Source organism: Austwickia sp. TVS 96-490-7B (assembly GCF_019331795.1).
In the GTDB taxonomy this organism is placed as follows: Bacteria; Actinomycetota; Actinomycetes; order Actinomycetales; family Dermatophilaceae; genus Austwickia.
This window is the reverse complement of sequence record NZ_JAHPZL010000003.1, coordinates 451,579-465,607: the sequence shown is the minus strand read 5'-3', so window position 1 is coordinate 465,607 and position 14,029 is coordinate 451,579. Positions and strand designations below refer to the sequence as shown.

Sequence of the window (14,029 nt, the reverse complement as noted above, 5' to 3'; positions counted from 1 at the left end):
CGGGAACACCCCGATCAACGCGTCCTGGCGGGACGCCCAGACATGATCGCGTCGAACGAGGAGCCGGTGTCCGTGAGTGAAGAGAACGGTGTGCGCCGGGACGTCCCCGAGGCAACCGTCATCCGCCTCCCGGACTACCTGCACGTGCTCACCAGACTCACCGAACACGGCCAACGGTCAGTTTCCTCCGCAGAGTTAGCTGCCGCCGCCGGAGTCACCCCCGCCCAGCTGCGCAAAGACCTCTCCCTGCTGGGCTCCTACGGAGTACGTGGCGTCGGCTATGACACCGTCCGTCTTGCCGGTCACCTCGCGTCGGCTCTAGGTCTCTCCCATGCCTGGCCCGTGCTGGTCGTCGGCGTGGGACGCCTAGGGGAAGCCTTGGCCCGTTATCCCGGTCTGTCCGAGCGAGGATTCCGCATCGCCGGTCTCTTCGACGCTGATCCGGCACTCACCGGCAGCGAGGTCGCAGGTCAACCGATCCGACCCATGTCCGAACTTGCGACGATGGCCGCTGAATTGGCACCGGTCATCGGGATCATCGCCACCCCCGAGGACGCTGCGGAATCGGTATGTGCTCAACTGGTCCAGGCCGGTGTGACGGCGATCCTCAACTTCGCCCCGGCGGTTCTCCCCGAACCACCAGGGGTCCACCTTCGCCAGGTCGATGTGGCCAACGAGCTGCAAATCCTGGCTTTCCATGCGCAGGGAGGGGCGCAGGTATGAGTCTGATCGCCATCGGACTGTCTCATCGGAGTGCGCCGATGTCGGTCCTGGAGGAAGCCGCGCTGGACCACCGCCAAGTGGAGAGCCTGGCCGCCGCGCTTGCCGCCTGCGGCAACGTGCGTGAGGTGATGGTACTGGGCACCTGTAACCGCTTGGAGATCTACGCCGACGGGACGACCTTCCACGGTGCGGTCGCTGAGATCGGCCAATGTCTGGTGACGGCCACCGGGATGCCTCGGGAGCGGCTGACTGACCACTTGTATGTCCACTACGAAGAGCGCGCGATCGCTCACCTGTTTGCGGTGGCATGCGGACTGGACTCGATGGCAGTCGGTGAGGGACAGATTCTGGGCCAGCTGCGCACCGGCCTGCGCCGGGCCCAGCGGGCCGGTCGGGCAGGTCCGGTGCTGAACGCGGTGGTGCAGCAGGCGTTGCGGGTCGCTAAACGGGCCCATACCGAGACCGGGTTGGACCATGCCGGGTTGTCCTTGGTGGAAGCCGGGCTGTCCACCGCAGTCAGCCATGTCGGCCCGTTAGCTCAGGCCAAGGTGATGGTTTTTGGTGCCGGGTCGATGAGTAGTTTGGCGGCGACCACAGTGGCCAGGATGGGCTGCGCTGAGCTGGTGATCGTGAATCGGACCTTCGAGCGGGCACAACGTCTGGCTGGCGGGACCGGAGGTCAGGCTGTGCCTTTGCAGGATCTCGACAACGCACTGGCCCGCGCAGATATCGTCATCTCATGCACCGGCGCCGTCGGTTATGTCTTGGATCAAGAACGGGTCGGTCGGGCCTGTGCGGCACGGTCAGGGCGGGCGCAGATCTATCTGGACCTGGCCCTGCCACGCGATGTGGACCCTGAGGTAGGGCACCATGACGGGGTGGAGGTGGTTGCGCTGGCAGAGCTCGGTGAGGTCATCGCTGCGACGCGAGGATCAATCGACGAAGTGTCCCGGGCGCATGACCTGGTGACTGCCGAGGTGGCGAGTTTTCTCGCGCATCGGCGCAGCCTCGAGGTCGCGCCGACGGTGACGGCATTGCGAGGCCGCGCAGAGGATGTGATGGCCAAGGAATATGCCCGCCTGAGCGCGCGGTTGCCTGATCTGACTCCCCAGGAGTTGGGTGAAGTGCGGCTGGCGATGCATCGTGTGGTGGAAAAGCTGTTGCACACCCCCACTGTCCGGGTGAAGGAATTGTCCGGTCGGTCCGAACCAGGTGATTATGCGCACGCGCTGCGTGAGCTGTTTGACCTGGACCCGTACGACGTAGCCGCCGTCTCCTCCCCCCCGGAGAAAGGCGGCCTGGCATGACCGGAGGTGGCATCATCCACGACGACAGGACGGCTGTGGGGTCCCGCACCCCGATGAACCGACCGTTGCGACTAGCGACGCGACGCAGCGAACTCGCCACGACTCAGGCGGGATGGGTCGCCGATCAGCTCCGGGCGTGCGGCCACGAGGTAGAGATGGTCCTGGTCGTCACCGAAGGTGATGTCAACACGGCACCGCTGACCCAGATCGGCGGCACCGGGGTCTTTGCGTCGGCGATCCGGCAGGCCTTGCTGGATGATCGCGTCGACTTGGCTGTCCATTCGATGAAGGATCTGCCCTCTGCTCCAGCGGAGGGACTGGTCGTTGCGGCAGTCCCACCGCGTGAGGATCCTCGGGATGCGCTGGTGGCCCGGGACGGGTTGAGTCTGGCGGAGCTGCCAGCAGGCAGCGTGGTGGGGACCGGATCCCCCCGTCGAGCAGCCCAATTGTCTGCGTGGCGGCCGGATCTGACGGTGAAAGCGATTCGGGGCAATGTGGGCACTCGATTAGCGAAGGTCGCCACCGGCGAGTGCGATGCCGTGATCTTGGCGCGAGCTGGGCTCTCCCGGTTGGGTCAAGCTCATGTGATCACTCAGACGTTGGATCCCACGGTGATGCTCCCTGCCGCGGGTCAGGGTGCTTTGGCCGTGGAATGCCGTCAGGACCGCGCTGACGTGGTGACTGCTGTCGCGGAGTTGGATGATCCCCGCACCCGGGCCGAGGTCACAGCTGAGCGGGCTCTGTTGGCCACCTTGGAAGCTGGTTGTACGGCACCGATCGGGGCCTATGCCCGAATCCACATGGTGGACGCGGGAATAGAAATGGGGCTTGATGCGTTCATAGGGACGGCGGATGGCTGCTTCTCCTTGAGGCGCAGTCTCGCCGGTACGCCTCTCCACCCAGAGGAACTCGGTGCCGACCTGGCCCGTCGCATGCTCGACGAGGGCGCCGACCGTTTCGTGATCGCACCGCAGGAGCACCATTCGTGATCGAGCACTCGTCCCCTGGAGACGATGCCTTGGCCAGTGTCGCCTTCGTCGGTACCGGTCCGGGAGCCCCCGGACTGCTCACCGTCCGAGGCGCAGAACTCGTCTCCCAAGCTGATGTCCTGGTCCTTGACCGGGGCACTCCTCGTTCCATCGTGGACCGTCATGCACGGTCCGACGCTCGCGTCGTCGAGGCCTCCGACGCCGCTGAAGAGGGAGCGGGTCAGCTGTTGGCCCGTCTGGTCCGAGATATCGCCCGTAAACCCACCGACGACCAGGGCAGCGCTCTGGTCGTCCGATTGATGGACGGCGCCTCCGGCGTGGCCGGAACCTTACGCGCTGAGTTGGCGGCCTGTCTGGACGCCGGGCTAGCCGTGGAGGTCGTCCCAGGGGTGAGTTATGCCACCTCTGTCCCGACGTACGCCGGGATTCCCTGGGCGAGCTCAGAGACCTCGGTTTCCTTGATCGTCACCCAGATTGAGGCGGTTCCCTCGTGGGAGACCGCTGCTGATGACGACCTCTCGGTCACCCTGATGGGTTTGGCTGAGGAACTGGTGGTGGGAATCGAGCGGTTGTTGGCCGCTGGCCGCGACCCGCATACCGACGTGGCGCTCGTCGTGGGCGGTAGCACCACAGAGCAGCGCACCACCGTGGTTGCCCTGTCTGAGGCGCCCAAGGTGCTTCGGTCGGGACGATTGCCTGGCGCGACGGTCGCGGTGATCGGTGGCGATGTTGCTGGTCGAGAGGCCTTCAGCTGGTTTGAATCACTGCCCTTGTTTGGCTGGCGGGTGTTGATTCCCCGAACGAAAGAGCAGGCCAGCTCCACGCTGACCGAGTTGCAACGGTATGGCGCGGTCGGTGAGGTTGTCCCCACCATTAGCGTTGAGCCCCCGCGGACCCCGGCGCAAATGGACCGGGCTATTGAGGGCATGGTCACCGGACGGTATGAGTGGGTCGGTTTCACTTCGGTGAACGCGGTCCGCGCGGTCCGGGAAAAGTTCGCTGAGCGCGGGTTGGACTCGCGGGCCTTCGCCGGGCTCAAGATCGCCGCGGTCGGCGGGGTGACCGCAGCTGCCCTGCGGGACATGGGTTTGGAGCCGGATTTGGTCCCCAGTGGGGAGCAGTCCGCTCAGGGTTTGCTGCACGAATGGCCGGCGTATGACCCTGACTTGGATCCGATCAACGGAGTATTCCTGCCACGGGCGGATATCGCCACCGACATTCTGGTCGCTGGCCTGCAGGAAGCGGGTTGGGCGGTCGACGATGTCACGGCGTATCGGACAGTGCGGGCGGCGCCGCCGCCGGCTGCGGTGCGGGAGTCCATTAAGAAGGGCGACTTCGACGCGGTCCTGTTTACGAGTTCTTCGACGGTGCGCAACCTTGTCGGCATTGCCGGGAAGCCACATGCCGCCACCGTGGTGGCGTGTATCGGGCCGAAGACCGCGGCTACCGCGCGGGAGCATGGGCTCACCGTTTCGGTGGTGGCCCCGGAGCCGAGTGCGGCGGCATTGGTGGGCGCGTTGGCGGCGTACGGCACGGAGCGGGCTCGGACTGCCCAACAGAACGGCGACCGAGTGGTCCGACCGAGTGAGACGAGGCGTCGGCGTCGTAGTTGAACGTTGTCACTATGACAATGGGGGCCGCCACCACCGATGGCGGCCCCCATTTTCCCTTAAATGCCTTGTCTGACAGTCTTATTCAGGGATTTTTGAGCTTCTGCATGGACCCGCTGTCGTCGCTGTCAGGAAGGCATCGTACGGTTGGCACAGCCGGTATGGCACGATGCGACCGGCCGCCCCGTGACGAAAGGTCCTCCTGCCGATGCCCCATCCTCACGCGTTGACCATCCGTCCGCGGCGGTTGCGGCAGAACCCGGCAGTACGTCGGCTGGTGGCCCAAACCCGCCTCGACCCAGCCGAACTCATCCTCCCGGTCTTTGTGCGCGAGGGGGCCACCGAGCCGCAGCCGATCAGCTCCATGCCCGGGGTGAGTCAACACTCGATGACCTCGCTGGTGGCCACCGCGCGAGAAGCGGTTCAGGCCGGACTGGGTGGGATCATGATCTTCGGGGTTCCGGCTCACCGAGATGCTCAGGGCAGTGGCGCTGACGATCCTGAGGGCATCCTCAATCGTGCCTTGACTGAGGTGCGCCACGCCGTCGGCGATGACCTCGTCGTGATGGCGGACCTATGCCTCGATGAATTCACCGACCACGGCCACTGCGGCGTGCTGACCAGCCGCGACCTGCCTGGCGGCGGACGAGTCACCGTCGTTGATAATGATGCCACCGTAGAGCGGTACGCTGCCATGGGCTTGGCGCAAGCCGCCGCCGGTGCGCATGTGTTGGGGCTATCCGGGATGATGGACGGCCAGATTGGGTATGTCCGGGCGGCGTTGGATGGAGCGGGTCACACGGACACCATCTTGCTGGCGTACGCCGCTAAGTATGCTTCTGGCTTTTACGGCCCCTTCCGTGACGCCGTCGAATCGACCCTCACCGGGGACCGGACGACGTACCAGCAAGATCCGGCAAATCTGACCGAATCGCTGCGTGAAGTGCGGTTGGACATTGCTGAGGGTGCCGACATGGTGATGGTCAAGCCAGCGCTGCCCTATCTCGACGTGCTTCGGGCGGTAGCCCAAGAATCTGTGGTCCCAGTCAGCGCCTACCAGGTCTCTGGGGAATACGCCCAGATCGAAGCAGCCGCTGCGAACGGCTGGATCGACCGGGAGCGGGTCATTCTGGAAAGCCTCATTTCTATTCGACGTGCGGGGGCCGGTCAGATCCTGACCTATTACGCAGGGGAGGTTGCCCACCTTCTCGGATAATCACTGTTCGCGCGGTGACCGTCATGGGAAGTGGCCGTCCCGGGACCCCTGTTCCTGGGTCGGAGGAAGAAACCAGGGCTCGCCCTGGGCTGGCCGATGAGGAATGGTGTATGTCGCGGATGTCACGCACGGACGACGGGAACGGGGGCTGTGTCATGGACAGCTCACAGCGGTGGCTGGACGAGGAGGAACAAATCGCTTGGCGGTCCTATTTGAGGGCCAGCTGCCAGGTGTTTGAAACTCTCGACCGTGCCCTCCAACCCATGGGAACGTCATTGTCGGAGTATGAAATCCTTGCGATTCTCTCCGAGGTGCCCGGTGGGTCGCAGCGAATGTCGGTGATTGCCGACATCGCGGTCCAGTCAAGGAGCCGACTCACGCACACCGCAAGTAGGATGGAACGGCGTGGTTGGGTTTGTCGTCGGCCTGTTCCCGATGACAAACGTGGGGTAGAACTCTGCCTCACTGCGGAAGGTCATGCGGTCTTGGACGCCTTTGCTCGGGCGCATGTCGACAGTGTCCGCCAGACCTTGGTGGACCCGCTGGGACGTGCGGACTTCCTCGTTCTCGGCGAGTTGATGCGCCGGATCAGGGACCGCTTGTCGACCGGAGGTGACGGTCGGCCCCCGACAGGCCAGTAAACTGGACGAGTGTCGAGTAATGGTGATCTGAGGACCGGGCGTCTCAACAGGGGCTTCCTGATCGAGTTCGTGAAGTTCGGTCTTGTCGGTGGGTCCGGTGTCATCGTGAACCTGGCGGTCGTGGTGGTGCTGCAGAAGCTCACTGGCATGAATGACCACCAGGTTCGGGAAGCACTCTTCCAGTTGTGGCCCACGTCAAAGAGCGTCCGCGTTTATCACCTTTTCGCGATGGCAGCTTTCGTTGTCGCCAATGTCTGGAACTTCGAGATCAACCGTTTCTGGACGTTTGGCGGCGAAAATCGGGCAAGCCGTAAACGCCTGCTGCGATTCTTCGCAGTGGGATTAGTTGCCCAGCTGTTTGGGCTGTTCATCATGACCTTGTTGATGACGCCGGGCTCGCTCTTTGGCCTGCCTCGGGATGTCTTTGACGGCAGCACCGGGTTGCGTCGCCCGTTGTACTGGGCGCAACTCATCCAGGTGCTGTGCACCACCCCGATCTCCTTTGTCCTGCAAAAGCTGTGGACCTTTGCATCGCTCGGTTCCGACTCCGACGCCTCGGAGTCGGAACCAGCTCCGCAGGATCGGGGGACCACAGGCCAGCCAACGAAAGACTCGGCGGCTCTGGTCTCGACGCACGCCGATGCTGCTGCTGCGGCAGGTGAGGGTCAGCTGACCGCTCCAGCCACATCGGCGTCTTCTTCTCCGGCCACCACGTCGTCCACTGCAGGCTGAGCCCAGCTGACGCCGGCCACCATCCCCGGTCGACGGGCAAGATGGGGGAGGATGGGCGCATGGTCGACCCCATTGCTGAGCTGCCTTCCTACCCCTACGACGCCCCGGCATCCGCGGCGCTCTTCACGCGTGCCTCCCAGGTGATCCCCGGTGGGGTCAATAGTCCGGTCCGGGCCTACCGGGCAGTGGGCGGGACCCCACGGTTCATGGTTTCGGCCCAGGGGGCATGGCTCACTGACGCCGATGGACGCCGGTACGTCGACCTGGTCGGCAGCTGGGGGCCGATGATTTTGGGGCACGCCGACCCTCGTGTGCTGGACGCAGTGCAGCGCAGCGCGGCACGTGGCTTCTCGTTCGGCACCCCGAGCGAGAACGAGGTCGCGCTGGCCGAAGAGATCGTGTCGCGGGTGGCTCCGGTCGAGCAGGTCCGGCTGGTCAGTTCCGGGACTGAGGCCACCATGTCCGCCGTACGGCTGGCGCGGGGAGCGACCGGGCGAAGCCGGTTGGTCAAATTCGCCGGGTGCTATCACGGTCACGTTGACGCGTTACTCGCGCACGCTGGGAGTGGAGTAGCGACATTCGCGCTGCCAGACTGCGCTGGGGTGCCGGAAAGTGCCGCTGCCGAGACGATCGTGTTGCCGTACAACGACATTGCCGCTGTGGAAGCGGCCTTTGCCGAGTATGGCGATCAGATCGCGGCAGTCATCACGGAAGCCGCCGCAGGCAACATGGGTGTGGTGCCGCCGGTGCCGGGGTGGACGGCGGCATTGCGCCGGATCACCACAGCCCATGGCGCGATGCTGATCAGTGACGAGGTGATGACCGGCTTCCGATGCTCTCGTGCGGGTTGGTATGGGTTAGAAGGCCCTTATCAGGTCGATGACACCGGTCGAGACATAGGTGCGCCTGACCTGTTCACCTTTGGCAAGGTAATGGGAGGAGGTTTCCCCGCGGCAGCTTTCGGAGGGCGGGCCGAGGTGATGGCGTTGCTCGCCCCGTCCGGTCCGGTCTATCAGGCGGGCACCTTGTCAGGAAACCCGGTGGCCACTGCGGCTGGACTGGCGACCTTGCAGGCTTGTGACGAGTCGGTTTATACCCGAGTGCAGACAGCGGCTGAAACTATTGCCTCAGGGGCGAGCGCGGCACTGTCCGCGGCTGGGGTGCCGCATGTGGTGCAGTGGGCAGGCAGCATGTTCTCGGTGTTCTTCCGAGAGGGCCCCGTCACCGATTACGAGGGAGCGAAGGCGCAAGACGTTGACGCATTCCGGGCTTTTTTCCATGAGATGTTGGCGTCTGGAGTCCACCTGCCTCCCAGCGCCTTCGAAGCGTGGTTCTGCTCGGCGGCTCATGATGACGACGCGGTGGAGCAGGTGTTGGCGGCCCTGCCTCGCGCGGCGCAGGCAGCAGCCGCTGCGCATGGGAGCATGGGCGCATGAGCAGCCGAACGATCGTCCATCTGTTGCGCCACGGCGAAGTCGACAACCCCGAAGGGGTGTTGTACGGCAGGTTACCCGGATATCACCTGTCCGCTAGGGGGCGTCAGATGGCGCAGTTAGCTGCGGATCATCTCCTCAGCCGGGACATCACGGTCTTGGTGAGTTCGCCCTTGGAGCGGGCGCAGGAGACTGCTGCACCGCTCGTGGAACAGACCGGGGTAGCCCTGCGTCTCGACGACCGGCTGCTCGAAGCGGCGAATGTTTTTGAGGGTCGGCCGTTTACGCCGGACCGGCTGCGTGAACCGTCGGTGTGGCCGCATCTGGTCAACCCGTTGCGCCCCAGCTGGGGTGAGCCGTACCAGCAGATTGCGGCCCGGATGCGGGCGGTGGTCATGGCAGCGCGGGATGCGGCGGAAGGCCACGAAGCGGTCCTGGTGAGTCACCAACTTCCCGTGGAGATTGTCCGCAGGTCGATCCAAGGGGAGCGGTTGTGGCATGACCCCCGTCGTCGGCGGTGCAATCTCGCCTCGTTGACCTCGGTGGCCTTCGTCGGGGATCAGATCGAGTCGGTCGCCTACGTCGAGCCTGCGTGTCGGCTGTACGCCGGAGCCAGCTCGGTCCCGGGGGCATGACCCGCCGCCGTGGGGCCGCGGCGCGTCGGTCGATGGCGCTGTCGGCCCTGATCCTGGCGTCATCGGTGCTCGTCGGATGCTCCGGCGATCCAAACTCCGTGTCTGAGCTGGCTAAAAACAGCGACGGCCGTGGTGACGCCGCTGGTCACGGCGCGATCGAACAGATCGCGCCGGACCGGCGGGGGGAGCCAGTGCAGTTGACCGGGCCGTTGCTAGACGGCGGTAGCTGGTCCAGCCGGAAAGAACAGGGCAAAGTTGTTGTCCTCTCGGTGTGGGGAAGTTGGTGTGGTCCCTGCCAAGCTGAGCTGCCCCGATTGCAACAAGCGTGGACCCAACTCTCTGCGGCGCATCCCGACGTACGTTTCCTCGGGATCGATACGGGAGAGTCAGCCGCCACCGGCCAAGCAGTGGTCCAGCGGTTCGGTCTGACCTACCCACAACTTTCCGACCCCGACCGAACCGTGCCGCTGTCGTTGCAGGGGAAAGCTGCAGCGACTCCGACCACCCTGGTCTTGGACCGCAAGGGTCGGATCGCGGCCCGCGTCTCTGGGGAAGTCACGGCCGAATCCACGGTGGTAGGACTCGTCCAGGACGTCCTGAAGGAGACCTGATGTCCACCGGTGGCGTCCTCATCGACGGTAACCTGCTGGTAGCGGCGCTGATCGCCTGGGCTGCGGGAGTGGTGTCCTTCGCCTCACCGTGTGTGCTGCCATTGGTGCCTGGATTTTTGGGCTATGTCACCGGGTTATCTGCCGACGAGCGGGACGCACCCGCCCGGCGGGGCCGAGTGCTCGGTGGGGCGGCCTTGTTTGTCACCGGTTTTTCCGTGGTGTTCCTCGCAGGGACCGTGGCTGCGTCGGCCACCGGGGTGATGCTCGCGGCGCACCGCCGTACCCTCTCGATGCTCGGTGGGATCCTGGTGTTGATGATGGCAGCGGTCTTCCTCGGTGTGGGTCAAGGACACAGCTGGTCACCGCGATGGCGACCCGCCGCCGGGTTGGCCGGAGCACCCTTCCTGGGCATGGTGTTTGCTGTCGGATGGGCACCGTGCACCGGCCCCACTCTCGCGGTGATCTACACCCTGGCCACCACCACCGGAGCGGACCACGGCCAGATCGCCCGAGGCGTAGCCCTCGGCATCGCCTACTGCCTCGGGTTGGGGGCGCCCTTCCTGGTGATCGCCGCAGGCTGGTCCCACGCGGTGGCCGCGACCTCCTGGCTCCGTCGACACCACCGGGGCGTGCAGATCGGCGGGGGAGCGCTGTTGGCGACAGTGGGAGTGCTCCTGGTGACTGGTAGTTGGGACACCTCCATGGCCTGGGTGCAGTCGCGACTCGTCGGTGGTTTCGTCCCCACCCTGTGAGCCGAGTCGTCCCACTTAGACACTCCTGGACTCCCGGAGCTGCCGGTGTGGCACTCTGAACGAGCCATGGACGAACAGCCACACGACGAGCACCCCACCGGCAGCACCCCCGCCAGGAACGCTCCGTCCCCCCAAGCCAACACCGCCGTACTGCCCGAACTCGGTCCGGTCGGCCTGGCTCGCTGGGCATGGCGGCAACTGACCAGCATGAAAACAGCACTGTTCCTGCTGCTGCTGACCGCGATCGCCGCCGTACCCGGGTCGGTTTTTCCCCAACGGGCGGTGGACGCGCCGCGCGTCGCCGAATGGATCGCTGACCACCCCGATAGCGGCCCCTGGCTCGACCGGATCGGGATGTTCGATGTGTTCAGCTCTCCGTGGTTCTCCGCGATCTACCTGTTGCTGATGACCTCACTGGTGGGTTGCCTCATCCCTCGGACCCGCCAACACCTGCAGAACCTGCGATCCCAACCACCCCGAGCGCCGTCCCGTCTGGACCGCCTGCCCGTCCACGAAGAACGCATCGTCATCGGAGACGTGTCAGAAGTCACCGCCCGGGCCCGCACCGCCCTCGGTCGGCGATATCGGCAACGCCGCGACGACGACCCCGCAGTGGTCTCCGCAGAGACCGGATACCTCAGAGAAAGCGGCAACCTCATCTTCCATGCGGCACTGCTGGTGCTGATCGTCGCGGTCGCGTGGGGACATCTCGTCGGGTGGCGCGGCGACCGTATCGTCCCCGTCGGCCAGTCATTCTCCAACAGCGTCGGCAGCTACGACACCTTCTCCCCAGGCCCGTGGGTCGACACAGATGCGCTGTCCCCCTTCACCGTGCGGATCGATTCCCTTGACGTCCGGTTCGAGACAGACCCTCGCGCCGGTGCCCAGGTCGGTGCCCCCCGGGATTTCCGGGCTCGCACCACCATCACCGAACGCCCCGGCGCCCCCGTCACCCGCCGAGAACTGGCCGTGAACTCGCCGCTGTCGTTCGGGGGTGCCCAGGTCTACCTTCTCGGCAACGGCTACGCCCCGATGATCACGGTGCGGGACCGGGCCGGGAAGGTCCTCTTCCACCAGCACGTCGTCTTCCTGCCGCAAGACGCCGACTACACCTCGGTGGGAGCAGTCAAAGTCACCGGCGCCACTCCACGGCAGCTCGGTCTGGTCGGGATGTTCCTCCCCACCGCCGGGACCAGCGCGGATGGAACGGTCCGATCCACCTTCCCCGCACCCACCAATCCGGCCCTGGTGCTCGGCGTCTACGAAGGCAACCTCTTTCCCGCCGGACGTTCCCAGTCGGTGTACTCCCTCGACGTTTCCGCCATGACCCCTGTCAAAGACGAATCTGGGGCATTGACCCGCTTGACGCTCGCCCCTGGACAGACCGTTCGTCTCCCCGGCGACCGCGGCAGCGTCACCTTTGACGCTGTGGAACGCTGGGCCGGGGTGTCCACCCGCTACGATCCTGCTCGCCCGCTGGCCCTGGGCAGCGCTGTGATCGCTGCGCTCGCTCTGGTCGCCTCGTTGACAGTCCGGCGGCGGCGAGTCTTCGTGCGGGTGACGGCTGCCCCTGATGGGCCTGAGGGTGTACGACGCAGCACGGTGCAGATCGCTGCACTAGCGAAGCACGATGACCCTGCTCTCGGTGCCATGGTGACCCGGCTTCTGGATTCGATTGACGCAGCAGGACGACCGTCGAACGAACTGGTCCCGGCACAAGAGCCGTTCGGCACGAAACGGACACTAAGCTGACTCTCCGTCGACGTCGACCGGCACCGACCGGTCGTGCTGCCGGGTCCGATATCCCAGGACACGCACCCGGGACGTGACGACCCCGTACCGACCTCACCGGACAGGCCCCATGACCTCACTGCAGCTGGCGCATTACGCGAACTTGTTCCTTTACGTCGCGATGGTCGCGCTGACCGTGGCGATGTTGGCCTTCGCAGTCCATGTGGCGTTTGCGCCGCGACCCGCTCGGATACCTGATCCCGCTTTGGTCACTGTCGGCGGCGCAGCTGAGGAGGACGTCTCAGACGTCTCGTCCTCTGCCTCGGATGTCTCGTCCTCTGCCGAGGCGGCTGAAGACCAGGGGCAGCGACTCCTTGAGAGCCGCAGCGACCGATGGGGACGGCTGGGCATGACCCTGTCCTGGCTGACGACGATGCTGCTCGTAGGTTCGGTGATCTGTCGTGGCCTCGCGGTGCATCGGGTGCCGGTGGCGAATATGTTTGAGTTCACCGTGGTGGTGACGCTCCTGGCCATGGCCTTGTACGTCGGGGCGGCCTTACGTCGCCCCTTGCGGTGGCTTGGCCTTTTTGTCACTGTCCCGGCACTGCTCGCTCTTGGTCTGGCGTTGACCGTGTGGTATTCCCCCGCAGCGGAGCTGCTGCCGAGTTTGCAAAGCCTCTGGCTTGCTATTCACGTGCCTATCGCTACGTTGTCGGTGGCGATCTTCACGATCGCGTTTAGCGTGCTGCTGTTGCAGCTCGCGCGGGAGCGACGTGAACAACGACTAGCGGCCGGGGAGTCAGCGCGCAGTTTCTTAGACGCATTACCCACTGCGCAGACCTTAGATCGCTTCGCGTACAGCATGCATGTCGTGGCTTTCCCGCTATGGACGTTTTCGTTGATCGCCGGGGCCATCTGGGCGCAGCAAGCCTGGGGTTCTTATTGGAACTGGGATCCCAAAGAGGTGTGGACCTTTATCATCTGGGTGATTTATGCCGCTTATTTGCATGCCCGGGCCACCAGTGGGTGGAGCCGACGTACCGGAAATATCCTGGCGATTGTCGGGTACGTCGCGATCATCGTGAATTTCACCGTCGTCAATCTGTACGCCGGCGGGCAGCACACCTACTCAGGTCTATGACCGTCGACGGCGCAGCACCATCCCTGCGCGACATTTCCGATCCCGCCACCCCAGGAAGACACCGACCGGGGCGACGAACCTTACGTCGAAGAAGGTGACATGTCCGCCATCGTCCGCTATTCCCTCTGGAGGCTTCTTGCCTTCGCTGCCTGCTTGCTGATCCTCTGGTTGATCCCCTTTATGCGGGACAACCTGCTGCTGTGGGTCCTAGCCGCTACCACCGCTGCGATGCTGTTTTCGCTGTTTTTCCTCAATGGGCCGCGCGAGGAATTGAGCGCCCAGATCGCCTCTCGCATCGAGCATCGTGCCGATCAGGATGATACGGCGGCTGCTGAGGGCGATCAGAAAGGCCCGGCTCGCCAGCGCGACGAAGACGCTGAAGAGGTGGAGATCGCCGCTGACGGTCAGCGGTATCGCTAACCCGGCCGGTGATTCTCTAGATAAGCTTTGACCTTCTGGTCGATTTCACCCCTGTGCCTCCGCCGGTCGCTGGTGAAAACTAGTGGTG

The 14,029-nt window shown here is 64.8% G+C and carries 14 protein-coding genes; all 14 read left to right on the top strand.

What is annotated here, in order from left to right:
* Positions 1–72: 72 nt before the first annotated feature.
* The 14 genes from KEM60_RS04665 (at position 73) to KEM60_RS04600 (ending at position 13,941) form a co-directional block, all read left to right on the top strand.
* Positions 73–723, top strand: coding sequence for a redox-sensing transcriptional repressor Rex (locus KEM60_RS04665; protein WP_255574236.1), 651 nt, complete (start codon positions 73–75; stop codon positions 721–723).
* Positions 720–2,030, top strand: coding sequence for a glutamyl-tRNA reductase (locus KEM60_RS04660; protein ID WP_219106321.1), 1,311 nt, complete (start codon positions 720–722; stop codon positions 2,028–2,030). Before KEM60_RS04665 ends, KEM60_RS04660 begins: the two co-directional genes overlap by 4 nt.
* Positions 2,027–3,019: a hydroxymethylbilane synthase gene (gene hemC / locus KEM60_RS04655; protein WP_370626285.1), complete on the top strand. Its 993-nt coding sequence runs from the start codon at positions 2,027–2,029 to the stop codon at positions 3,017–3,019. Before KEM60_RS04660 ends, hemC begins: the two co-directional genes overlap by 4 nt.
* Entirely contained in the window at positions 3,016–4,632 is a 1,617-nt protein-coding gene (locus KEM60_RS04650; RefSeq protein ID WP_255574235.1) for a uroporphyrinogen-III synthase, read from the top strand. The genes hemC and KEM60_RS04650 overlap by 4 nt, the downstream gene beginning before the upstream one ends.
* Positions 4,633–4,837: 205 nt before the next feature.
* On the top strand, positions 4,838–5,845 hold the full coding sequence (gene hemB / locus KEM60_RS04645) for a porphobilinogen synthase (protein WP_219106320.1): 1,008 nt from the start codon (positions 4,838–4,840) through the stop codon (positions 5,843–5,845).
* Positions 5,846–6,000: 155 nt separating this feature from the next.
* Positions 6,001–6,486, top strand: a complete 486-nt coding sequence (locus KEM60_RS04640; protein ID WP_219106319.1) for a MarR family winged helix-turn-helix transcriptional regulator — start codon at positions 6,001–6,003, stop codon at positions 6,484–6,486.
* Between the two features lie 69 nt (positions 6,487–6,555).
* Positions 6,556–7,218 (top strand): GtrA family protein, encoded by a 663-nt coding sequence (locus KEM60_RS04635; RefSeq protein ID WP_219106318.1) that lies wholly within the window; start codon positions 6,556–6,558, stop codon positions 7,216–7,218.
* Positions 7,219–7,277: 59 nt separating this feature from the next.
* On the top strand, positions 7,278–8,654 hold the full coding sequence (gene hemL / locus KEM60_RS04630) for a glutamate-1-semialdehyde 2,1-aminomutase (protein WP_219106317.1): 1,377 nt from the start codon (positions 7,278–7,280) through the stop codon (positions 8,652–8,654).
* Positions 8,651–9,286 (top strand): histidine phosphatase family protein, encoded by a 636-nt coding sequence (locus tag KEM60_RS04625; RefSeq protein WP_219106316.1) that lies wholly within the window; start codon positions 8,651–8,653, stop codon positions 9,284–9,286. The genes hemL and KEM60_RS04625 overlap by 4 nt, the downstream gene beginning before the upstream one ends.
* Positions 9,283–9,897, top strand: coding sequence for a TlpA disulfide reductase family protein (locus KEM60_RS04620; protein ID WP_219106315.1), 615 nt, complete (start codon positions 9,283–9,285; stop codon positions 9,895–9,897). Before KEM60_RS04625 ends, KEM60_RS04620 begins: the two co-directional genes overlap by 4 nt.
* Positions 9,897–10,649, top strand: coding sequence for a cytochrome c biogenesis CcdA family protein (locus KEM60_RS04615; protein ID WP_219106314.1), 753 nt, complete (start codon positions 9,897–9,899; stop codon positions 10,647–10,649). The genes KEM60_RS04620 and KEM60_RS04615 overlap by 1 nt, the downstream gene beginning before the upstream one ends.
* A 66-nt stretch (positions 10,650–10,715) precedes the next feature.
* A complete protein-coding gene (locus KEM60_RS04610) occupies positions 10,716–12,401 on the top strand; it encodes a cytochrome c biogenesis protein ResB (RefSeq protein ID WP_219106313.1) in 1,686 nt (561 codons plus the stop codon).
* A 109-nt stretch (positions 12,402–12,510) separates the two neighbouring features.
* Positions 12,511–13,521 (top strand): c-type cytochrome biogenesis protein CcsB, encoded by a 1,011-nt coding sequence (gene ccsB, locus KEM60_RS04605; RefSeq protein ID WP_219106312.1) that lies wholly within the window; start codon positions 12,511–12,513, stop codon positions 13,519–13,521.
* 99 nt (positions 13,522–13,620) lie between these two features.
* Positions 13,621–13,941, top strand: a complete 321-nt coding sequence (locus tag KEM60_RS04600; protein WP_219106311.1) for a DUF4229 domain-containing protein — start codon at positions 13,621–13,623, stop codon at positions 13,939–13,941.
* Positions 13,942–14,029 lie beyond the last annotated feature (88 nt).